The organism is Mesorhizobium sp. M0983 (assembly GCF_040318975.1).
Taxonomy (GTDB): domain Bacteria; phylum Pseudomonadota; class Alphaproteobacteria; order Rhizobiales; family Rhizobiaceae; genus Mesorhizobium.
Map to the genome: position 1 here is coordinate 71,696 of NZ_JAMYNH010000015.1, position 19,516 is coordinate 91,211.

General features: G+C 63.8%; 24 protein-coding genes. 10 read left to right on the top strand and 14 right to left on the bottom strand.

Going from position 1 to position 19,516, the window contains the following annotated elements:
* Positions 1-56: 56 nt before the first annotated feature.
* Genes NKH71_RS23915 through NKH71_RS23925 form a run of 3 tightly spaced genes read right to left on the bottom strand, consistent with a single transcriptional unit; the run spans position 57 to position 2,795 of the window.
* Positions 57-965, bottom strand: a complete 909-nt coding sequence (locus NKH71_RS23915; protein WP_352789113.1) for an SDR family oxidoreductase — start codon at positions 963-965, stop codon at positions 57-59.
* Positions 962-2,122, bottom strand: coding sequence for a tRNA epoxyqueuosine(34) reductase QueG (gene queG / locus NKH71_RS23920; RefSeq protein WP_352789111.1), 1,161 nt, complete (start codon positions 2,120-2,122; stop codon positions 962-964). The genes NKH71_RS23915 and queG overlap by 4 nt, the downstream gene beginning before the upstream one ends.
* Positions 2,103-2,795: a glutathione S-transferase family protein gene (locus NKH71_RS23925; protein WP_352789108.1), complete on the bottom strand. Its 693-nt coding sequence runs from the start codon at positions 2,793-2,795 to the stop codon at positions 2,103-2,105. Before NKH71_RS23925 ends, queG begins: the two co-directional genes overlap by 20 nt.
* Before the next feature lie 161 nt (positions 2,796-2,956).
* Here NKH71_RS23925 and NKH71_RS23930 point away from each other — a divergent pair, with 161 nt between their 5' ends.
* Both NKH71_RS23930 and NKH71_RS23935 read left to right on the top strand, forming a co-directional pair.
* On the top strand, positions 2,957-3,763 hold the full coding sequence (locus NKH71_RS23930; RefSeq protein ID WP_352481365.1) for an undecaprenyl-diphosphate phosphatase: 807 nt from the start codon (positions 2,957-2,959) through the stop codon (positions 3,761-3,763).
* Positions 3,764-3,857: 94 nt separating this feature from the next.
* Complete coding sequence (locus NKH71_RS23935; protein ID WP_352592275.1) at positions 3,858-5,093, top strand: flavin-containing monooxygenase; 1,236 nt, start codon at positions 3,858-3,860, stop codon at positions 5,091-5,093.
* Positions 5,094-5,219: 126 nt separating this feature from the next.
* Here the strand turns inward: NKH71_RS23935 and NKH71_RS23940 are convergent, their stop codons facing one another.
* The 4 genes from NKH71_RS23940 to rsmI form a co-directional block, all read right to left on the bottom strand.
* Positions 5,220-5,456, bottom strand: coding sequence for a metallothionein (locus NKH71_RS23940; RefSeq protein WP_023718829.1), 237 nt, complete (start codon positions 5,454-5,456; stop codon positions 5,220-5,222).
* 83 nt (positions 5,457-5,539) lie between these two features.
* The gene (locus NKH71_RS23945; protein WP_352495437.1) at positions 5,540-6,577 is read right to left on the bottom strand and encodes a complex I NDUFA9 subunit family protein; all 1,038 of its coding nucleotides are present in this window, start codon (positions 6,575-6,577) and stop codon (positions 5,540-5,542) included.
* Between the two features lie 216 nt (positions 6,578-6,793).
* On the bottom strand, positions 6,794-7,171 hold the full coding sequence (locus NKH71_RS23950) for a YraN family protein (RefSeq protein ID WP_023718831.1): 378 nt from the start codon (positions 7,169-7,171) through the stop codon (positions 6,794-6,796).
* Positions 7,164-8,090, bottom strand: coding sequence for a 16S rRNA (cytidine(1402)-2'-O)-methyltransferase (gene rsmI, locus NKH71_RS23955; protein ID WP_352495438.1), 927 nt, complete (start codon positions 8,088-8,090; stop codon positions 7,164-7,166). Before rsmI ends, NKH71_RS23950 begins: the two co-directional genes overlap by 8 nt.
* Positions 8,091-8,265: 175 nt before the next feature.
* Here rsmI and NKH71_RS23960 point away from each other — a divergent pair, with 175 nt between their 5' ends.
* The gene (locus NKH71_RS23960) at positions 8,266-8,448 is read left to right on the top strand and encodes a hypothetical protein (RefSeq protein ID WP_023718833.1); all 183 of its coding nucleotides are present in this window, start codon (positions 8,266-8,268) and stop codon (positions 8,446-8,448) included.
* A gap of 7 nt (positions 8,449-8,455) precedes the next feature.
* Positions 8,456-8,644, top strand: a complete 189-nt coding sequence (locus tag NKH71_RS23965) for a hypothetical protein (protein ID WP_023718834.1) — start codon at positions 8,456-8,458, stop codon at positions 8,642-8,644.
* A 190-nt stretch (positions 8,645-8,834) separates the two neighbouring features.
* On the opposite strand, the gene NKH71_RS23970 is transcribed toward NKH71_RS23965, so the two are convergent.
* From NKH71_RS23970 to rph, 5 genes are read right to left on the bottom strand one after another with little or no spacing between them, the layout of a single operon-like run.
* A complete protein-coding gene (locus NKH71_RS23970) occupies positions 8,835-9,155 on the bottom strand; it encodes a low molecular weight protein tyrosine phosphatase family protein (RefSeq protein ID WP_023718835.1) in 321 nt (106 codons plus the stop codon).
* A 5-nt stretch (positions 9,156-9,160) separates the two neighbouring features.
* Positions 9,161-10,324 (bottom strand): radical SAM family heme chaperone HemW, encoded by a 1,164-nt coding sequence (gene hemW, locus NKH71_RS23975; RefSeq protein WP_023718836.1) that lies wholly within the window; start codon positions 10,322-10,324, stop codon positions 9,161-9,163.
* Positions 10,321-10,998 (bottom strand): RdgB/HAM1 family non-canonical purine NTP pyrophosphatase, encoded by a 678-nt coding sequence (gene rdgB, locus NKH71_RS23980; RefSeq protein ID WP_023718837.1) that lies wholly within the window; start codon positions 10,996-10,998, stop codon positions 10,321-10,323. Before rdgB ends, hemW begins: the two co-directional genes overlap by 4 nt.
* Positions 10,998-11,408 carry a VOC family protein gene (locus NKH71_RS23985; RefSeq protein ID WP_023718838.1) on the bottom strand — a complete coding sequence of 137 codons (411 nt, stop codon included), beginning with the start codon at positions 11,406-11,408 and terminating at the stop codon, positions 10,998-11,000. Before NKH71_RS23985 ends, rdgB begins: the two co-directional genes overlap by 1 nt.
* A 33-nt stretch (positions 11,409-11,441) precedes the next feature.
* The gene (gene rph, locus NKH71_RS23990; RefSeq protein ID WP_023718839.1) at positions 11,442-12,158 is read right to left on the bottom strand and encodes a ribonuclease PH; all 717 of its coding nucleotides are present in this window, start codon (positions 12,156-12,158) and stop codon (positions 11,442-11,444) included.
* Between the two features lie 132 nt (positions 12,159-12,290).
* On the opposite strand from rph, the gene hrcA reads away from it, so the two are divergent.
* From hrcA to NKH71_RS24020, 6 genes are all read left to right on the top strand, one after another.
* Positions 12,291-13,403, top strand: coding sequence for a heat-inducible transcriptional repressor HrcA (hrcA, locus tag NKH71_RS23995; RefSeq protein WP_352481369.1), 1,113 nt, complete (start codon positions 12,291-12,293; stop codon positions 13,401-13,403).
* 33 nt (positions 13,404-13,436) lie between these two features.
* A complete protein-coding gene (locus NKH71_RS24000; RefSeq protein WP_023718841.1) occupies positions 13,437-13,634 on the top strand; it encodes a hypothetical protein in 198 nt (65 codons plus the stop codon).
* A gap of 102 nt (positions 13,635-13,736) precedes the next feature.
* Positions 13,737-15,089: a PQQ-dependent sugar dehydrogenase gene (locus tag NKH71_RS24005; protein WP_352789105.1), complete on the top strand. Its 1,353-nt coding sequence runs from the start codon at positions 13,737-13,739 to the stop codon at positions 15,087-15,089.
* 87 nt (positions 15,090-15,176) lie between these two features.
* Positions 15,177-15,794 (top strand): LysE family translocator, encoded by a 618-nt coding sequence (locus NKH71_RS24010; protein ID WP_352495441.1) that lies wholly within the window; start codon positions 15,177-15,179, stop codon positions 15,792-15,794.
* A gap of 164 nt (positions 15,795-15,958) precedes the next feature.
* Positions 15,959-16,939, top strand: coding sequence for a cysteine synthase A (gene cysK / locus NKH71_RS24015; RefSeq protein WP_023718844.1), 981 nt, complete (start codon positions 15,959-15,961; stop codon positions 16,937-16,939).
* Positions 16,940-17,122: 183 nt separating this feature from the next.
* Positions 17,123-17,746 (top strand): glutathione S-transferase family protein, encoded by a 624-nt coding sequence (locus NKH71_RS24020; protein WP_023718845.1) that lies wholly within the window; start codon positions 17,123-17,125, stop codon positions 17,744-17,746.
* A 15-nt stretch (positions 17,747-17,761) separates the two neighbouring features.
* On the opposite strand, the gene NKH71_RS24025 is transcribed toward NKH71_RS24020, so the two are convergent.
* On the bottom strand, positions 17,762-19,018 hold the full coding sequence (locus tag NKH71_RS24025) for an RNA polymerase sigma factor (RefSeq protein WP_352495443.1): 1,257 nt from the start codon (positions 19,016-19,018) through the stop codon (positions 17,762-17,764).
* The gene (locus tag NKH71_RS24030) at positions 19,018-19,371 is read right to left on the bottom strand and encodes a YciI family protein (protein ID WP_023718846.1); all 354 of its coding nucleotides are present in this window, start codon (positions 19,369-19,371) and stop codon (positions 19,018-19,020) included. Before NKH71_RS24030 ends, NKH71_RS24025 begins: the two co-directional genes overlap by 1 nt.
* Between the last annotated feature and the right edge of the window lie 145 nt (positions 19,372-19,516).

Sequence of the window (19,516 nt, forward strand, 5' to 3'; positions counted from 1 at the left end):
GCTGGACCCCTCCGCGATTTGAACCGCATCATACCACGCCCCGCGCAACGTATCGATCACGACCGTTTCATCGGACTGCGCGCCTCGCCGTCGCGCCAGTCGCCGCTCGCCCACATGGCGTCGAGAGCCGAGCGGTAGTCGGGGAAGCGAAAGCCATAGCCGGCCGCCTTGATCGCCGCGTTGGCGACACGCTTGTTCTCGCCATAGAAGGACCGCGCCATGGGCGAAAGTTGGGCGGTCTCGAACGGAATTTCGGGCGGCGGCTCGATGCCCATCAACCTGGCGGCATAGGCGACGACGTCCTGCGGCGGCGCCGGCAGGTCGTCGGTGACGTTGAAGATGCCGCCGCGATCGCCTTCGGCTAGATGCCAGAGAGCGCCGGCAATATCGTCGCAATGGATGCGGTTGAACACCTGGCCCGGCTTGACCAGTCGCCGGGCGGTGCCGTTTTCGAGATTGACCAGGGCGTTGCGGCCCGGCCCATAAATGCCGGAAAGCCGCAGGATCGCCACCGGCCGGTGGATGTCGTGGCCCAGTTGCAGCCAATCCTGCTCGGCTGCGACACGCATCACCGACCGCTTCGACAACGGCCGGCATTCGGCGGCCTCGTCCACCCAGTTGCCGCCATGGTCGCCATAGACGCCGACGGTGGAGAGATAGGCGATCCATTCGAGCTCCGGCATGTTGGCCGCGATCACCTCGCGTGACGCGCCCAGCACCGGGTCGCCGGCCTCGTCCGGCGCGACCGAGACGACGAGATGGGTTGTCTTCCCAAGCGCATCGCCGATTTCGGAGGTCAGCGTGCCATCGAAACGCAGCGGCACGATACCGGCTTGCCGCAGCGCCGCGAATTTTTCCAGCGACCGTGTTGTACCGAAGATCGGTGTGTCGGCATCCCTGTTGGCGCGGGCGAAGGCCTTGCCCGAATAACCGGCGCCGAAGATGAAAATCTGCTTTTTTGTCATGTATGCGCCTCGATCGGCTTTGCCAGGGCCAGAAGCCATTCGCCTCTCACCGCCTCGTCATCTTCTGCTTGCAAAGCGGCTGCGGCGCGTTCGGCAAACTCCCGACCCGGCACAAGCCGCGCCAGCGCCCATACCGCAGCGCCGCGAACCAGCGGCGAGGCGTCGTCGAGCAGCGCGCGGACGGCGCCGGCCAGCGACAAGTCCTGGGAATTGCCGGCCGCGATCAGCACGTTGCGGATAAAACGGTCGCGGCCGATGCGCTTGACCGGCGAGCCCGAAAAAAGCGCGCGGAAGGCAGCGTCGTTCAGGCAAAGCAGCTCGGCGAGCGGCGGTTCGCGCAAGTCCGCGCGGGCGGCAAGCTTAGCCTCGGAGGCAGCTTGGGCGAATTTGTTCCACGGACAGGCGGCCAGGCAGTCGTCGCAGCCGTAGATGCGATTGCCGATCTTTTCCCGGAACTCATGTGGGATCGGTCCTTTGTTCTCGATGGTGAGGTATGAAATGCAGCGCCGCGCATCGAGCCGGTAAGGCGCCGGAAAGGCGTCCGTCGGGCAGGCGTCGAGACAGGCGCGGCAGGAGCCGCAATGATCGTCCTCAGGCGCGTCCGGCACCAGCTCGGCCGTCGTGAAGATAGTGCCGAGGAACAGCCAGGAACCATGGGCGCGGCTGACCAGGTTGGTGTGCTTGCCTTGCCAGCCGAGGCCGGCCGCCTCGGCCAGCGGCTTTTCCATCACCGGCGCGGTGTCGACAAACACTTTGACGTCGCCGCCGGTGCGCGCCACGAGCTTGCCGGCGATCGCCTTCAGCCGGCCTTTCATCACGTCATGATAATCGCGGTTCTGCGCATAGGCGGAGATCGCGCCGCGGTCGCGCTTTGTCTGGATGTCGCGTGGGTCGTGGTCGGGGCCGTAATTCATCGCCAGCACGATGATCGAGCGGACCTCCGGCCAAAGCGCCGTCGGTTTGCCTCGCCGCTCGAGCGTTTCGGCAATCCAGTCCATCGATCCGTGAAAGCCGTCGGCAACGAATTCGGCTAGCCGGGCCGGCGCCTGCGGGATCGCATCGGGCGTCGTGACGGCAACAGCGTCGAAGCCGGCGTTCCGCGCCTCGCGGTCGATGAGCGCGCGCAGCTTTGCCGCGTCAGAAATCGAGGTCCGCATAATGTGACACCGGCGACAGGCCGCGCACCCGGTCGGACAGAAGCGGCCGGAACGAAGGCCGTGATTTCACCCTGGTATACCATTCGCGCGCAGCGCTGTGTTCGCGCCAGTCGATCTCGCCGAGATAGTCGAGCACCGACAGTGCCGCCGCCGCCGCGAGATCGGCATAGGTGACCTTGTTGCCGGCCAGCCAATGACGGGTGCCGGCCAGCCAGTTGGTGTACTTCATGTGCTGGCGGATATTGGCGCGGGCGGCGCGGATCGCCGCCGAATCGGGCGAGCCGCCGCCCGCCGTTTCCGGCATGACCGGCTTCAGGACGCGCTCGCGCACCAGATGCCGGGTAACCTCGCTTTCCGCCTTGTTGAGGTACCAGTCGGTCAGCCGGCGGATTTCGGCGCGTTCCAACGGGTCTTCGGCGAATAGCCGCTTGTCGCGCTTGAGTACGCCGCGCGTCTCGTCGAGATATTCGGCAATGACCACTGCGCCAACAATCGGCACGTCGCCCTCGGCAAGCAGGATCGGCAGCGTGCCGGCCGGGTTCAGCGCCAGGAACTCCTTGCGCCGCGTCCACGGCTTCTCTTCGATCAGTGCCAGTTCCTCGCCATACTCGCCAAAGGCGAGGCGGACGAAGCGGCAGCTGGCGAACATCGGATGGTGGAAAAGCGTTAGCATGGTCCCGCGATAATAGAGCGCACTGGCAAATCGCCGGCTGCGCCGGTAAGTCTTGGCCGCCCGATTCAGGGGCTGTCAGGGTGCTGCGACCTATAGGGGGAGTTCCGCGCCGTGACAAGCAAGCCGTTTTCTCAAGCCCTCCCTCCAACGCCGAGGTTGCCATGGAAAGCCAGACCGTCGTCGAAGCGCTGCTGCTCGGCATGCTCGAGGGCCTGACCGAGTTTATTCCGGTGTCTTCGACCGGTCATATCCTGCTCGCCGGCCATTTCCTCGGCTTTCATTCGACCGGCAAGGCCTTCGAGATCCTGATCCAGCTCGGCGCCATATTGGCGATCCTCAGCGTCTATTTCCGCCGGCTCTGGAAGATGCTGCTCGAACTGCCATACGATCGGCTGACGCGGCATTTCGTCCTTGGCATTCTCATCGCGTTCCTGCCGGCGGCCGTCGTCGGCGCGCTGGCGCATGATTTCATCAAGACGGTGCTGTTCGAATCGCCGCGGCTGATCTGCATCATGCTGATCATCGGCGGCGTCATCCTGCTGCTGGTCGATCGCATGAAGCCGAAGCCATATTACCACGATGTCGAGCGGTTCCCGACCAGGCTCTATCTGCAGATCGGGCTGTTCCAGTGCTTGTCGCTGATCCCCGGCACATCGCGCTCGGGTTCGACCATCGTCGGCGCGCTGCTGCTCGGGGTCGACAAACGGGCGGCGGCGGAATTCTCCTTCTTCCTTGCCATCCCGACCATGGTCGGCGCCTTCGCCTTCGACCTGTTCAAGAACCGCAATGTGCTGAGCAGTGCCGACCTGCCTATCATCGCCGTCGGCTTCGTCGCCGCCTTCGTCACCGCGCTAATCGTCGTGCGCTTCCTGCTCGACTATGTCTCGCGCCATGGCTATGCGCTGTTCGGCTGGTGGCGGCTGGTCGTGGGCATCGTCGGCCTAGCGGGGCTGGCAATCTGGGGGTGAGCCGGCGCGGATAGCGCAATCCCAGCCGGAACTCTGTTCTTGCCCGAAGCCGAGCCATACGATCTTGTGGACGTATGGTTGGCAGGGGGAATGCATGAGCGAAGTTCTTGACGCCCTCGTTATTGGCGCCGGTCCGGCGGGGCTCGGCGTCAGCTACTTCTTGAAACGGCAGGGCCGCGACCACCGTGTGCTCGATCGAGGCCGGATCGGCGAAACGTGGCGAACGCAGCGATGGAATTCGTTTCGACTGAATTCGCCGACCATTCGCTCCATCTTACCCGGTGATTCCTACGAGGGGCCGGAGCCCTGGGGCGCGATAACCCACCACGAATTTGTCGCGTATCTCGAAGGCTATGCCGAGCGGCACCGCCTGCCGGTAAGCACCCAAACTCCGGTTCAAGAGCTGACGAGAGACGATGGGATCTTTCGCGTCACTACGGCGGCTCGTGGCGTGCTTCTGGCGCGCAATGTGGTGATCGCCACCGGCGACCAGAACCGACAGGTCCGGCCACCAGGGTCGGCGGACTTGCCGGCGGCAGTTCGCCAAGTCGATTCTTCGGCTTATCGCAACCCGGCCGAGTTCGAGAATGGCGCGGTGCTGGTGGTCGGCAGCGGCCAGTCGGGCGGCCAGATCGCCGAGGATCTGGCGGTGGCCGGACGTGCGGTCTTTTTGGCGACCAGCCGCAACGGCCGTTGGGTGCGGCGCTACCGCGGGGGCAACATACTTAAATGGCTGACGCTGTCCGGTTTTCTCGACGTTCCGCGCAAGGAACTCGTCCTCCCCTCCGGCAAGCTGCAGGCCCGCGCGCTGGTCGGCGCGACCCATACAATCAGCCTGCAATCGCTGAGTGCACAGGGCGTGGTGCTGCTCGGCCGCTTCAGGGGCGTGGAGAATGGCAGCCTCGTCTTCGGCGACGAACTCGACGACCATATGCGATTTGCCGACGAGGTTTCGGCGAATGCCAAGCGCCTGGTCGACGAGTACATTGAGCGCGCCGGCCTCGATGCGCCCCTGGCCGAGGATGATCCAGCCGAGACGGTTGCCCCGCGCTTGCCCGATCCTCCGATCCGCTCCCTCGACTGGACGGCGAGCGGCATCAGATCAGTGATCTGGTGCACGGGTTTCACCGGCGATTTCTCATGGGTCCGGCTTCCTGGCGCGCTCGATGCGGCCGGCCAGCCCGTCCACGAGGATGGCGTCGGCGCTGTTCCAGGTCTCTTTTTCGCCGGCCTCGATTTCGGGTCGACACGGAAATCGGGCACCATACCGGCCATTCCAGAGGAGGTGGCTGGCATTGTGGAGCGACTTGTCCAGGTGCGGCGGCCTTGACCTCGGCGCGTCTGGACCTCGGCTGGTCGTCGTCGGGCTGACAGCACTGGCCATATAGGGACCATATAGGGATGAGCCGGCGCAGTCATTCGGAATGGTCGCCCTGGAGACGCCAAAGGAGGTGCATCAAGGCGCGCGATCGGTCAGCGCGCTCGCACCTTCCTCAGCGGCGCAATGTGCGCAGCAGTAGATGATGTCATCCTGTTCGACGCCATGTCCGATGATCCGGCATCCGCAATGCGGACACGTCGGAGCAAGTTTCTGGACCGCGCATTCGAAGCTGTCGAATGTGTAGGTCTCCTCGGCCATCGTCACTTTGAAAGCCTTGTCGTAGTCATTCCCGCATTGATCGCATCTGGCCATGGTTCTTTTCCTTCTTTAATTGGCTTCAAGCTCGACCAACCTGTCGCGCGGCGATAGGTTCCCGCCAGGATCAGGGGGCCGTCCTAAGGCGGAGACGAGCGCGAGCCTACGCCACGGCGCTGTTCGATCACGCGGATCACCTCGTCGATATCCCGCGGCTCGATGTCGAGTTCCTTCAGGCCCGGCGCGTCGATTGCTGCCACATTATCCTGACGCATAAGATCGATCTGGTTGCGCGTTATGGGGGCAGCCGGGAGGAGTTCCGCGACGCCAGCCAAGGCGTTCCATACAGCAAACGGCACCGGCATCAGCTTTACGTGCGTATCGAGCTGTCGGGCGATCTCCCGAAGCAATTCCTTATAGGTATAGATACGCGGGCCCCCGAATTCGAATATGGATGAACCCTTGTGGCTTCGCCCGTCGATCAGCCGGCTCACTGCTTCCGCGACGTCGGCCACATAGACCGGCTGAAGCCGTGTGCCACCATCGCCGAACAGCGGATAGACCGGCAGGAGGCGTATCAGCCTCACAATGGTCGTGAGGAAAGCGTCGTCAGGTCCTGTCATGACGGCGGGACGCACAATGAAAGCGCCGGGAAATGCGTTTCCCACGGCAACTTCTCCGCGCCCACGTGCCCTTATATAATTCGAATCCGATTGAGGATCGGAGCCGATCCCTGAAATCTGGACGAACTGATCGATCTCGACCTTGCGCGACACGGCAGCGAGATCGGCCGCGGCTTTCACATGGACGCGTTCAAAGGTCTGGACGCCCTGCTCGACGTAAAGACTGATAGCATTCACGACCGCCTGTGATCCGGTAATGGCCGACCCAATCGAGGACGCATCCAATATATCCGCCTCGACTGCTTCGGGCATCCTTGTAATCGAGGAAAAGACCAGGGCCACGCGAGCCGGATGGCGAGATGCGGCGCGCACCGTGAAACCCCTTTCCAGGAGCCGCGTCACGATCCTGCGCCCGAGAAAGCCAGTTCCGCCGAACACGGTGACGATCCGTTCCTGGTTGAGATCGTCAGGATCCATTTGCCTCGCCATCCCTTGTCCTCGCACGCCTGCCACGAGGACTGCCCTGATCGGCATTTGAACCAGCCCGTCGAACATCAGGACGGTTGGAGAACAACGCAGGAACGCTTTTGTTCCAGTCAGTGCTGGGCGGAGACCAGGTCGACAAACCGATCGATTGAGCGAATCCAGGTGAGCGTCGGCACATGATCCAGGCGGCAAATGGCGCTACTTGCTTGTTCCCATCGACGAGACGACAGGCAATCGAATCTGAACCGGAGATCGCGGCAAAACCGACCCCACTTCGGGAATGACCTAGTTCCCCCCGTAAAAAACGTTCTCGACATGCACCGGCCAGCGCCACGGCAATACCGCCACCATGTCGAAGCGCACCGATAATTTTCCGTAGTCGGATTGGCGCGACAGCCAGAAATCGGCCGCGCCTTCGATGCGGCGCTCCGATTCGCGGCCGACGGCCTCCATCGCCTCGATCAGCGTACGGCGTGCCTTGACCTCGACGATCAGCACCAAATCGCCACGCCGCGCGATCAGGTCGATCTCGCCAAACCTGGTACGGTGGCGGCGGGCAAGAATCCGGTAGCCCTTCAGCATCAGCGCCGCCGCCGCCAGCCATTCACCGTGATGGCCGCGCCGGTAGGCCTTTTGCCGGCTGGCGCTCCGCCGTTCAGCCATCGCGGTCTCCGCCGGCCCCGTCTCTTCCGGCATTCCTGAGGTCGAGCAGCCGTCGGTAGAGCGTCTGTTTTTGGCCACCCGTCATCTTGGCGGCTTCCGCCGCCGCCTTGGAGGCCGGCATCTCGGCCGCCAGCGAAAGCAGCAGCCGGTCGATGTCTTCAGGCTCATCAGCGACCGCATCGGCCGGGCCGACGCAGATGACGATTTCGCCCTTAGGCGTATCGGCTGCCGCGTAATGGCCGGCGAGTGACTGCAGGGTGCCGGTCCGCATCTCCTCGAAAGTCTTGGTCAACTCGCGGCCGATCGCCGCCTTGCGGGCGCCGCCCAGCACCTCGACCATGGCACTGAGCGTCTCGGCCAGCCGGCGCGGCGATTCGAAGAAGATCAACGTTGCCGGCACCGCCTTCAGCGCTTCCAGCCGCGTCAGCCGCTGGCCGGTCTTCACCGGCAGGAAGCCGGCAAACAGAAAGGCGTCCGAAGGCAGGCCGGATGCCGTCAGAGCGGCAAGTGGCGCCGACGGTCCGGGGATCGGCACGACACGAATGCCGCGTTCCAGCGCCTCGCCAACCAGCCGGTAGCCGGGATCGGAGATGAGCGGTGTGCCGGCATCAGAGATCAGCGCTACGCTCTGCCCGGCCAGCAGTGCCGCGATCAGCTTCGGCCCGGCCTCGGCGGCATTGTGCTCGTGATAGGCGGTGGTGCGGCGGCGGATGCCGTAGCGGTCGAGCAGGACGCGCGAAACACGCGTGTCCTCGCAGGCGACGATATCTGCGGCGGCGAGCGTTTCCAGCGCGCGCAGCGTGATGTCGGCGAGATTGCCGATCGGCGTAGCCACCAGATAGAGCGCCGGCTCGAGCGGCCGGGCGGCGATCTCGGTCTGCCCGACCACATAACTGCGTTTGGCCAATTCGCCGGTCACCTGCACAACTCCGTTCGACCCTGTTTGGCACGGCTCACGCCTGGTTGCAAAAGCCTGGGTTGCAAACGCCCGGTTCCAAACGGGGTCCCGACGTGAACCGGCCGCCATGCCTTTGCCATAGTAGGGAACGAAACCGTTGCCGGCGAATTTTAACCCTGATCTCGGGAGGAGCAGGATGGACAGCCTGACGATACAGGACGTTTTCGAACCCTATTATGCCGGCCGCAAGCGCTTCGCCGCGCCAGGCGACAAGAGCCTGCGTGGCAACGCGGATGGCGAGGCCAGGAAACCGCTCGCACGCCAGCCATTGGCAGAGAGCAAGCCCGTAACCGAAACCGACAGCACGACGGAGCACTGACCGGACGATGCCCAATCGCTTCGATATTTTCATCACCCGTCTCGAAACAAAAAGCGCCCGCGATGGCGCAGCATCACATCCCACAGGCGACCAGCATTCTGCTCCGCGCGACAAGAGCGAGATCAAGCAGACCCGCTCCGGAGAAGCGCATGCCGAGAAGGACCGCGGCAAGCGTCGTTTCAAGCACGACGCTTGATCCTCTTTTCGTCATCCTGGGACGGAGCAAGGAGCGCAGCGACGCGGCGCAGACACCCGGATCCATGCCGTAATATTCAAGCGTTTCGACAGTTCAGAATTATTCTACCGCAGCATTCTTCGACAAGGGTAGCGGCATGGATCCTCGGGTCAAGCCCGAGGATGACGAAGGCGCAGTAGCGCGACAGCCTTCAGAGATATCGCGATACCTTCACCGCCAGCAACCGGACCAGTTCCGGGTCCATGAATTCATAGTCGTCGGGAATATCGAGGCAGATCACCCGAGCCTTCCTTAGACTGGCCCTGAATTTCTGCTGCAGTTTGCCGCGGTGCGCCTTTTCCATCACGAAGATGATATCGGCCCAGGCGACAAGTTCGTGCGTCAACGGAGTGTCGGCATCGTGATTGGTGCCGGCCGAAGCGACCTCGATGTCCCTGCGACCGGAAAACACCTGCTCCGCCGTCGGGCTGCGCAAGCGATTCTGGCTGCAGACGAAGAGAACGTTCTTCACCGGTACTATCTGGCCAGATCCGCCACGACGGCATCGAGCACGATCATGCCGGCCGGCGTGGCGCGCAGGCGGGCATTGCCGATCGGCGCCACCAGGCCTTCGTCCTGCAGCACCGACAGCCGTGCCGTCGACAGGCCGCGCCCGGAAAACGCCTCGTAGCGGGAAAGGTCGATGCCTTCCGCCAGCCTCAGCCCCATCAGCAGGAACTCGTCGGCTTCTTCCGATCGCGTTAGGATCTCGCCGCCGGTGACGCCATGGCCCTTGGCCTCGACCAGATTGGCCCAGGTCTCCGGCATTTTCTCGGCGATTGTCACCACGCGCCGCCCGCTCTCGACGAAACGGCCATGCGCGCCGGGACCGACGCCGACATATTCGCCATAGCGCCAGTAGGTGAGATTGTGCCGGCTTTCAGCGCCGGGCCTGGCGTGGTTGGAAATCTCGTAGGCCGGCAGTCCGTGCGCGGCGGTGATCTCCTGCGTCAACGCATAGAGATCGGCGGCAACATCGTTGTCTGGAATGATGAATTTCCTTGCTGCATGCAGTGCATGGAACGGCGTGCCTTCCTCGATGGTCAGCTGGTACAGCGACAGATGGTCGGCGGCGTGGCCGATCGCCTGCTCGAGTTCCGTCTGCCACGCTTCAGGCGTCTGGTCCGGCCGCGCGTAGATCAGGTCGAAGGACAACCGTGGGAAAATCTCGCGCGCCAGGCCGATCGCATGCAGGGCCTCATCGACATTGTGCAAACGGCCGAGAAAGCGCAGATCCTTGTCGTTCAGCGCCTGCACGCCAAGCGACACCCGGTTGACGCCCGCCGCGCGATAGCCGCGAAAGCGCTCGGCCTCGACCGAGGAAGGATTGGCCTCCAGCGTCACCTCGATGCCATCTGGTACCGTCCAGTTCTTCGCCACGGCATCCAGCACCGCCGCCACGGTCTGCGGCTTCATCAGCGACGGCGTACCGCCACCGAGAAAGATGCTTGTCACCTCGCGCGGCCCGGTGCGGCCGCGCATGGTCGCCAACTCGGCCTCGAAGGCGCGCGCAAAACGCTCCTGGTCGACCGGCTGGTGGCGGACATGGCTGTTGAAGTCGCAATAGGGGCACTTGGCCGCGCAGAACGGCCAGTGGATGTAGACGCCAAAACCCGGGCTGCGGTCGAGCAGCATGGTCATGCCGCGGCCAATCGGGCTTGCGCGAATTTCTGGAAGGCGCGGGCGCGGTGCGACAATGCTGTCGGCTGGCCCGGCTTCCAGCCATGTTTTTCCTCAGCGGTCATCTCGCCGAAGGTTTTTTCGAACCCGTTGGGCAAGAACACCGGGTCGTAGCCGAAGCCGAGTTCGCCGCGCGGCGGCCATACCAGCGTACCTTCGACCTCGCCGCGAAAATATTCAGCCTGGCCGTCGGGAAAGGCTAGGCAGATGACCGCGACAAAGCGGCCCTTGCGCTGAGCAGGCGCGATCGCGCCAACTTCCTGCAAGGCCACTTCCGTGCGCTGCATGGCCATGCCGAAGTCGCGAGGGCCGTCCGGCGTCTCGGCCCAGTTGGCAGTGTAGACGCCGGGTGCGCCGTCGAGCGCATCGACACATAGGCCGGAATCGTCCGACAGCGCCGGCAATCCAGTGGCCTTGGCAGCGGCCAAGGCTTTTATGAGCGCGTTCTCCTCGAAAGTGGTGCCGGTCTCGTCCGGTTCCGGCAAGCCGTATTCCTTGGCGGACCTCGCTTCTATGCCGAACGGCGCCATCAGATCGGCGAATTCGCGCAATTTGCCGGCATTGTGGCTTGCGACGACGATCTTATGCCCATCAAGCGAATGAACAATTGGCGAATGAACAGTCTGCGAATGCATCAGATGCCCCAGATTCTTGGCTCGGCGAATTCGATCGAATTGCCCGAGGGGTCGCGAATATAGATCGAGCGGCCGCCTTGCGGCCACTCGAACTCGCTTTCGATGGCGATGCTCTTTGCTTCCAGGTGCGCTTTCCAGCGCACGATCTCGTCGGCGCTTGCGGCGAAACAGAGATGGCCCTCGCCGACGGCGCCATGCGGCGGCACTGGCAGCCTGGCGTCGGCCGGCGGCGGCACTTTCGTCGCCTCGGCATTGAAGATAAGCAGCACGCCGTCGCCGCAGCGGAAGAAGAGATGCCTGCCCTCGACCTTGCCGAGCGGATCGAGCCCGAGGACGCCCGAATAGAACCGTTCCGCGGCAGCGAGATCCGTCACGTAGAGTGCTGATTCCAGGATTGCGGAAGGAGTCACAGGATCGTCACCCTCATCGTCATAACCTGAAGATCAGTCCACCGCCATCTGCTGCAGGCTGACCAGGCGCTGAATGCCTTTCTTGGCCAGCCCCATCAAGGCCGCGAACTGCTCTTCCGAGAACGGTTCGCCCTCGGCCGTGCCCTGGATCTCGACGATGCCGCCCTTGCCGGTCATGACGAAATTGGCGTCGGTTCCGGCCGAGGAATCCTCGATATAGTCAAGGTCGATGACCGGCTGACCATCATGGATGCCGCAGGAGATCGCCGCAACGTGATCCTTCAGCACCTTGCCCAGGCTCGCCATTTGGCGGGCTTCCATCCAGCGCAGGCAATCGTAAAGCGCCACCCAGCCGCCGGTGATCGAAGCGGTGCGCGTGCCGCCATCGGCCTGGATCACATCACAGTCGACGGTGATCTGCTGCTCGCCAAGCGCCTGCAGATCGACCACGGCGCGCAGGGAGCGGCCGATCAGCCGCTGGATCTCCAGCGTGCGGCCGCCTTGTTTGCCGGCCGAAGCCTCGCGGCGCATGCGCTCGCCGGTCGAACGCGGCAGCATGCCGTATTCCGCCGTCACCCAGCCCTTACCGGAGTTGCGCATCCAACCCGGCACCTTTTCCTCCAGGCTGGCCGTGCACAGCACATGCGTGTCGCCGAACTTCACCAGGCACGAGCCTTCCGCATGCTTGGAGACGCCGCGCTCGAAGGAGATGGGGCGCATTTCGTCGAACTGGCGTTTGGAAGGGCGCATTCAGGCTTCTTTCTTTCTTCGGGATCTTGGCCGGCTTGTAGCCGCACGGGGCGTGAGGCGCAAAGGAAAATGGACCGGTTGCGCCGACGCCGCGGAAGTCTATATCTTCGGGCCGGAGGTTTTTGGCTCGAAATGACCAAGGCAGTCGATCCCGGTTCGCAATCGCACGTGCTCCCGTCGCACGCGCTGCAATCGCCCGCGCTTCAATCGCTCGACATGCGTTCGCGCGACATCTTCCGGCGCATCGTCGATTCTTATCTGAGGGATGGCGAGCCGGTCGGCTCGCGCAGCCTGTCGCGCATCCTGCCGTCGTCGCTATCGCCGGCCACCATCCGCAACGTGATGAGCGACCTCGAGCATCTCGGCCTGATCTATGCGCCGCATATTTCGGCCGGCCGTCTGCCGACCCAGGCTGGCCTGCGCTTCTTCGTCGATGCGTTCATGGAACTCGGTGACCTCTCCGACGAGGAGCGCCGCACCATCGAGGCGCAGGTGCGCGCCTCCGGCTCGGGCGCGACGCTGGAGCATATGCTGACCGAGGCCAGCCAGATGCTGTCCGGCATGTCGCGCGGCGCCGGCCTTGTGCTCGCCGCCAAGAACGAGGTGGCGCTGAAGCACATCGAATTCATCCAGCTCGAGCCGACCAAGGCGTTGGCCGTGCTGGTCTCGCAGAACGGCGACGTCGAAAATCGCGTCGTCGATCTGCCCGCCGGCATCACCGTCTCGCAATTGCACGAAGCCTCCAATTTCCTCAACGCCCATATTCGCGGCCGCACCCTGGCCGAAGCGCGGGTCGAGATCGCCCGCATCAAGGAAGAGACCAGGGCAGCCCTCGATACGCTTTCACAGGATCTGGTCGAGAAGGGCCTGGCGGTCTGGGCAGGCGCCGAAAGCGGGGTGCCTGGGCGGCTTATCGTGCGCGGCCGCGCCAATCTCCTGGAAAACGTCACTGCCCAGGCCGACATCGAATTGCTGCGGCATCTCTTCGAGGATCTCGAAACCCAGGACGGACTGATCCAGCTCCTCGACCTCGCCGAGGAGGGCCCGGGCGTGCGCATCTTCATCGGTTCGGAAAACAAGCTGTTTTCTCTGTCGGGCTCATCACTGGTGGTGGCACCCTATCGCGACAAGGACGCCCGCGTCGTCGGTGCGCTCGGCGTCATCGGGCCGACGCGGCTGAATTATGCGCGCATAGTACCGATGGTCGACTATACCGCGCAGCTGATTTCGCGCATGCTGCGCTAGGAGCCGCCGCGGCCTGCCGCAAGGAGAAAAAGAATGGCGCTGGAATCGTTCAAGGCCCAGATCAGCCTGCTGCTCGAAGAAATGATCAACCAGCCAGAGGATCAGCACGAGGTGCAAGAGCAGTTGCGCGAGAAGCTGCAAGAGATGCGGGCCATGGGCTTGCCGCTGCCGGCCGATCTGGTCGCGCTGGAAAAGCGCCTCGACGACGATTTCTACGCCGCCGGCAAGTGAATCGGGGTTCGGCTTCAAATCCTCGTGTGCTGGACGGCCGCTTGGAACGACCAATGCCTCATCCCGTTTGCCCTTTTTCGAGGCGAATCCCGGAGGACGTTGATGATCCGATCTGGCGGCTTTGCGGCCATTGCCGCTGCTCTCCTTGTTGCGACACCGGCAGCCGCCCAGCAGGCGGATCAGAAGGTGCTCAAAGGCGAAGCCGCTTTTGGCGATTGGCACGCCGACAGGCCTGGCACCCGCCGCCTGATCGGGGCGCAAGACATGCCGCCAGCCGATCCCGCCCAATCCGCTTCGAACGGCGCCGGCGTGGCGGAACGGCCCGAAAGCGCCAAGCCAGATTTGCCGCCGGGCTTTTCGGCCGAACTGATCGCATCCGGCATCGTCAATCCGCGCGTCGTGCGCGTCGCTCCGAATGGCGACCTGTTCGTTGCCAACAGCCATGCCGACCAGATACGTGTCTACCGTCTCGCCGAGGACAGCGCCAAGCCCATCGAGAAAGCGATCTTCGCCAAGGGGCTCAGTTATCCCTACGGCATCGCCTTCTATCCGCCAGGAGACAAGCCGCAATGGGTCTATGTCGCAAACAGCGACAGCATCGTCCGCTTTCCTTATCGCGACGGCGACCTGAAGGCATCCGGCAAACCAGAAACCATTGTCGCGGAAATCCCGTCGGGTGGTCACACGACCCGCGACATCGCCTTCTCGCCGGACGGCAAGACGCTTTATCTGTCGGTTGGCTCCGCGTCGAACGTCGGCGAGGACATGGAGGAGCCGGATGATGGCTTGGACGCCTGGGTGAACTCAAAGCCGCTCGGTGCGGCCTGGGGCTCCGAGGACGGCCGTGCCGATGTGCTCGCCTTCGACCCGGATGGGAAAAATCCCCGAACTGTCGCCACCGGCCTGCGCAACTGTACGGGCATGACCGTGCAGCCCGCCACCGGCGCATTGTGGTGCGTCGTCAATGAGCGCGACGAACTCGGCGACAATGTGCCGTTCGAATTTGCAACTGCAGTCAAGGACGGCGGATTCTATGGTTGGCCTTGGTACTACATCGGCAATCACGAGGATCCGCGCCATCAGGGCGAGCGGCCCGACCTCGCCGGCAAGGCCACTGTCCCCGACGTGCTGATGCAGGCGCATTCGGCGCCGATGAACATAGCCTTCTACGACGGCAAGAACTTTCCGGCGGATTATCAGGGTGACGCCTTCGTCACCATGCATGGTTCGTGGAACCGTGGCGCCAGGACCGGCTACAAGGTGGTGAGGCTCAAATTCAGGGATGGCAAGCCGACCGGCGAATATGAGGACTTCATGACCGGCCTCGTTATCTCGAACGACGCCGTCTGGGGCCGCCCGGTCGGTATCGCCATCGCCAAGGACGGCTCGCTGATCGTCACCGAGGACGGCAACGGCACCATCTGGCGCGTTACCTACGAAGACGGCCGCTCTTGAACGGCGGTGTCGCCTGCTGCGCTGGCGCAATCGAATCCGGGCCGAGGGAATTCACCCAACTTCCACATTGTGCGACAAGCGCGAATCATGACGCTCACCGGGTTCCTCGCCTATAGTGCTGCCCTCGGCATCGCCGCAGCCATCCCCGGCCCCGGCGTCACCGCGCTCGTTGCGCGAGCGCTGGGTTCGGGCTTCCGCGCGTCGCTGGCCATGTCCTTCGGGCTGATGCTCGGCGACCTGACCTATCTCACGGCCGTGGTGCTCGGCCTGGCTTTCGTCGCACAGACCTTTGGCATGGTCTTTCTGGTCATCAAATGGCTGGGCGTCGCCTACCTCGCTTTTCTTGGCTGGCGTTTCTGGACGAGCGGCATCACGCCCGAAACGGTGGAGGCGAAGAAAGGCAAGGGCGGGTTGGCATCCAGCTTTGTAGCTGGTCTCGCCGTCACGCTCGGCAATCCGAAGACGATGATCTTCTACCTCGCCATCACCCCGACCATCGTCGATCTGAAGACGATCACGCTGGTCGATTACGGCATCCTTGTCGCGCTCACCATCGTCGTCCTGCTCGTGGTGCTGGTGCCTTATCTGGCGCTCGCGGCCAAGGCGCGCTGGTTCCTGAAGTCGCCGCGGGCGCTGAGGGCACTCAATCGCACCGCCGCCGGTTTCATGATCGGGGCAGCGGCAGCTATCGCCGCCCGCCAATAGACCTCTTTCGCCAAGCCGGCCAGGAATTGTCACACCTTTCCAAGGCGGGGTATTCGGCACGAACTTCACTCGGATATTTTCGATCGACAGCCTATCTTGCGCGGCGGATGGCTCTATCTTATGCCCGCCCGACTCTTGCCGCTTGACCTCTGGGAGGAAAATCAATGAACAAACCCGCCACCCCCACACACGTGCCCGGCCGCGGCCGCATCTATAATTCGATCACCGAGACGATCGGCGACACGCCGTTGGTGCGGCTCGACAAATTCGCCAGGGAGAAGGGTGTCGTCGCCAATCTGCTGGCCAAGCTCGAATTCTTCAACCCGATCGCTTCGGTCAAGGACCGCATCGGCGTGTCGATGATCGAGGCACTGGAGGCTTCTGGGAGGATTACGCCCGGCAAGACCACGCTTATCGAGCCGACCTCCGGCAATACCGGCATCGCGCTCGCCTTTGCCGCCGCCGCCAAAGGCTACAAGCTGATCCTGACGATGCCGGAAACCATGTCGGTCGAGCGCCGCAAAATGCTGGCGCTGCTCGGCGCCGAGCTGGTGCTGACCGAAGGGCCGAAAGGCATGAAGGGCGCCATCGCCAAGGCCGACGAGCTGGCCGCGACGCTGCCCGATGCCGTCATTCCGCAACAATTCGAGAACCCGGCCAATCCGGAAATCCATCGCCGCACCACAGCCGAGGAAATCTGGAACGACACCCATGGCGAAGTCGATATCTTCGTTGCCGGCATTGGAACCGGCGGCACCATCACCGGCGTCGGCCAGGTGCTGAAGAAGCGCAAGCCCTCGGTGCATGTCGTCGCCGTCGAGCCGGAGGCCTCGCCGGTACTGTCCGGCGGCCAACCCGGCCCGCACAAGATCCAGGGCATTGGCGCCGGCTTCGCACCAAAAATCCTCGACACGACGATCTACGACGAGATCGTCAAGGTCTCGAACGAGGATTCGGTCGCCAATGCACGGCTCGTCGCCCGTCTCGAAGGTGTACCGGTCGGCATCTCGTCGGGTGCCGCCCTGCAGGCGGCGATCGTCGTCGGCTCGCGGCCGGAGAACAAGGGCAAGAACCTCGTCGTCGTCATCCCCTCCTTCGCCGAGCGCTATCTCTCCACGATCCTATTCGAGGGATTGGGTGCTTAGAGTCTGGACAGGAGTTTTTGGCCGGTTCGTAGCGATCCTTCGCGCTGCCCCTCCGGCATAAAAAGTTCTGTTTCGACGCTTCGGCGTGGACTGCTGAAAAACCACCTGTGGCGGGCGTCGTTCGCTTGAGCGGCGAGTCACTTCCATATCAAATCGTCGCTGCACCGGCAGGTGGAGGACTTCATGTACAAGCTCTATACGCGTGCCAATACCGGCGGCTTTGTCGTCGAGGCGGCGCTTGCTTTAGCGGGAGTGCCTTTCGACCAGATCGATGTTCCAAAAGGCCGACCCAACCAGGCCTTCCTCGACATCAATCCCTTGAACCAGGTCCCGGTCCTGGTCTTGCCGGACGGGCATTCGATGACCGAGTCGGCGGCAATCTGCATCCTGCTCGCCGAACGCTATCCGGAAGCAGCTCTAGCGCCGGCAGCGAACACACCTGACCGTGCCGACTTCCTGCGCTGGATGTTTTTCATGTCCTCCGTCATCTATTCGGCTGACCTGCGGTTCTTCTACGCTCATCGCTACACGACAGATCCCGGCGGCGTGGAAGCCGTCAAACAGGCGGCGGTCTCGGAAATGGATCGCGGCTTCGCCATTCTCGATGCCGCCCTCGAAGGCCGCGACTGGCTGGTCGGCGACCGGCTCTCGCTGGCCGACATCTATCTCGTCATGTTGGTGGCTTGGCATCCCGAGGTCGCGAAGATTCCAACCGCTTGGCCGAACATCGAACGCCTGTGGGCCAATTTGCGGGAACATCGGGTGATAAAGAGGCTGAATGCTTCCCACGACATGTGGCCGGCCTAAGCACTCCGCCTTGTCTCAGTGTCTTTCCGCGCGGTCGAGACCTGCCCGTCGTTCCTGCAGGAACCGGCGCACGGCCGGATCGCGTTCGAGGCCGATAGCCCGGTCATAGGCCTCGCTCGCTTGCGGAACTCTGCCGAGTCTTGCCAGCAGGCCCGCTCGGGCGGCCCAGTAAGGTTGATAGTCATACAGCCGCTTGTCGCCGCTGAGTTGATCAAGGGCGCCCAATCCTGCCGAAGCACCTTCGGCCTCGGCAATCGCCACCGCACGGTTGATCGACACCACCGGCGAGCCGGCAATCACCGACAGCGCGTCGTAGAGCTCCTTGATCGCGACCCAGTCGGTGCCGCCGGTCAGCCGCCTTGTCGCATGGGCTGACTGCACGGCGGCCTCGAGCTGGTAGCGGCCGACCACGCCCTTGGCAGCGGCGCGCCCGAGCAGCATCTCCGCTTCGTCGATCATTGTATCGTCCCACAGTGCAAGATCCTGCTCCGCTAGCGGCACATAGTCGCCTGCCGCATTGCGCCGTGCTGCGCGCCGCGCTTCGGCGAACAGCATCAGCGCCAGCAGGCCGAGTGCTTCCGGCTCATCCGGCATCAGCGAGGCGACCAGCCGGCCGAGCCAGATGCCTTCGGTCGCGAGATTGCGCCGCTGCGCTTCGGTGCCGGCGGGGTCGGACCAGCCTTCGGCAAACGCCGCGTAGATCGCTTCCAGAACGGTGCCCAGCCGCTCGCCGAGTTCGGCCCGCTCCGGCACGCGGAACGGAATGCCGGTCTCGCGGATGCGGGCCTTGGCGCGCACCAGGCGCTGGCTCATCGTGGCCGGCGAGACAAGAAAGGCCGAGGCGATGGTCGCTGCGTCGAAGCCCAGAACCGTCTGCAGGATCATCGGCGCGCGGATACCGGCCTCGATCGCCGGATGAGCGCAAGCAAACATCAGCCTGAGCCGCTCGTCCGGCAGGTCTTCGTCGGCCATGCGTGCCTCCATCTCCTCCGCGATCAGCCTGAGGTGGTCGCGGCCCGCCTCGCTTGTCAGCCGCCGTCTGAGCGCGTCGACGCGGCGCCGGCGCGCCACCGCCAGCAGCCAGGCTTCCGGCTTGTTGGGCACGCCCGCCTGTGGCCAACGCTCGAGCGCCGCTGCAAAGGCATCGGCCAAGGCGTCCTCGGCAGCGGCCACGTCGCGCGTGCGTGCGGCGAGATAGGCGACCAGCTTGCCGTAGCTTTGCCGGGCGGCCGCTTCCGCCGCCGCCCGTGCGGTGTCGGGCAGTTCAGGCATCACATGGTGAGTTCCCAGATCGGCCGCACCTCTACCGTGCCGGTGCTGGCGCCCGGGCAGCGCGCCGCCCAGGCAATAGCCGCGTCGACGTCCTCCGCTTCGATCATATAGAAACCGGCAAGCTGCTCCTTGGTGTCGGCATAGGGGCCGTCGAGCACGTTGGTCTTGCCATTGGCCATCCGCACCGAGGTAGCGGATTGCGTCGGCTTCAGCCGGTCGCCGGCGAGCCAGGCGCCCGATTTCTTCAGCGCTTCGGTGTAGGCGACATAGGCGCTCGACATCTGTGTCACCGCATCTGCCGGCGCGGCCGCCATCCCCGCTTCGTTTCCGTAGATCAAAAGCATATATCGCATGGTCTTCTCCCGTTTCTCGAAGGCCGCATCGTTGCGAGCCGGACGTATGTCGCGCGGCCCTGCCCGATTTCGACAGGCGCTGGAAAAATCTTTCGGCCGCGATGCGATCTCGCGCAAGCGCCGATGTGTTACGGCATCGCCTAGC

Excerpts from the sequence above, each read along its gene's own strand:
- NKH71_RS24010 (WP_352495441.1), top strand. The coding sequence starts at position 15,177 with ATGACGCTCACCGGGTTCCTCGCCTATAGTGCTGCCCTCGGCATCGCC.
- NKH71_RS24030 (WP_023718846.1), bottom strand. The coding sequence starts at position 19,371 with ATGCGATATATGCTTTTGATCTACGGAAACGAAGCGGGGATGGCGGCC.
- NKH71_RS24025 (WP_352495443.1), bottom strand. The coding sequence starts at position 19,018 with ATGCCTGAACTGCCCGACACCGCACGGGCGGCGGCGGAAGCGGCCGCC.
- NKH71_RS24020 (WP_023718845.1), top strand. The coding sequence starts at position 17,123 with ATGTACAAGCTCTATACGCGTGCCAATACCGGCGGCTTTGTCGTCGAG.
- NKH71_RS23945 (WP_352495437.1), bottom strand. The coding sequence starts at position 6,577 with ATGTTCGACGGGCTGGTTCAAATGCCGATCAGGGCAGTCCTCGTGGCA.
- queG (WP_352789111.1), bottom strand. The coding sequence starts at position 2,122 with ATGCGGACCTCGATTTCTGACGCGGCAAAGCTGCGCGCGCTCATCGAC.
- NKH71_RS23930 (WP_352481365.1), top strand. The coding sequence starts at position 2,957 with ATGGAAAGCCAGACCGTCGTCGAAGCGCTGCTGCTCGGCATGCTCGAG.
- NKH71_RS24000 (WP_023718841.1), top strand. The coding sequence starts at position 13,437 with ATGGCGCTGGAATCGTTCAAGGCCCAGATCAGCCTGCTGCTCGAAGAA.
- NKH71_RS23960 (WP_023718833.1), top strand. The coding sequence starts at position 8,266 with ATGGACAGCCTGACGATACAGGACGTTTTCGAACCCTATTATGCCGGC.
- NKH71_RS24005 (WP_352789105.1), top strand. The coding sequence starts at position 13,737 with ATGATCCGATCTGGCGGCTTTGCGGCCATTGCCGCTGCTCTCCTTGTT.
- hrcA (WP_352481369.1), top strand. The coding sequence starts at position 12,291 with ATGACCAAGGCAGTCGATCCCGGTTCGCAATCGCACGTGCTCCCGTCG.
- NKH71_RS23965 (WP_023718834.1), top strand. The coding sequence starts at position 8,456 with ATGCCCAATCGCTTCGATATTTTCATCACCCGTCTCGAAACAAAAAGC.
- cysK (WP_023718844.1), top strand. The coding sequence starts at position 15,959 with ATGAACAAACCCGCCACCCCCACACACGTGCCCGGCCGCGGCCGCATC.
- hemW (WP_023718836.1), bottom strand. The coding sequence starts at position 10,324 with ATGACCATGCTGCTCGACCGCAGCCCGGGTTTTGGCGTCTACATCCAC.
- rdgB (WP_023718837.1), bottom strand. The coding sequence starts at position 10,998 with ATGCATTCGCAGACTGTTCATTCGCCAATTGTTCATTCGCTTGATGGG.
- NKH71_RS23950 (WP_023718831.1), bottom strand. The coding sequence starts at position 7,171 with ATGGCTGAACGGCGGAGCGCCAGCCGGCAAAAGGCCTACCGGCGCGGC.
- NKH71_RS23925 (WP_352789108.1), bottom strand. The coding sequence starts at position 2,795 with ATGCTAACGCTTTTCCACCATCCGATGTTCGCCAGCTGCCGCTTCGTC.
- NKH71_RS23940 (WP_023718829.1), bottom strand. The coding sequence starts at position 5,456 with ATGGCCAGATGCGATCAATGCGGGAATGACTACGACAAGGCTTTCAAA.
- rph (WP_023718839.1), bottom strand. The coding sequence starts at position 12,158 with ATGCGCCCTTCCAAACGCCAGTTCGACGAAATGCGCCCCATCTCCTTC.
- NKH71_RS23935 (WP_352592275.1), top strand. The coding sequence starts at position 3,858 with ATGAGCGAAGTTCTTGACGCCCTCGTTATTGGCGCCGGTCCGGCGGGG.
- NKH71_RS23915 (WP_352789113.1), bottom strand. The coding sequence starts at position 965 with ATGACAAAAAAGCAGATTTTCATCTTCGGCGCCGGTTATTCGGGCAAG.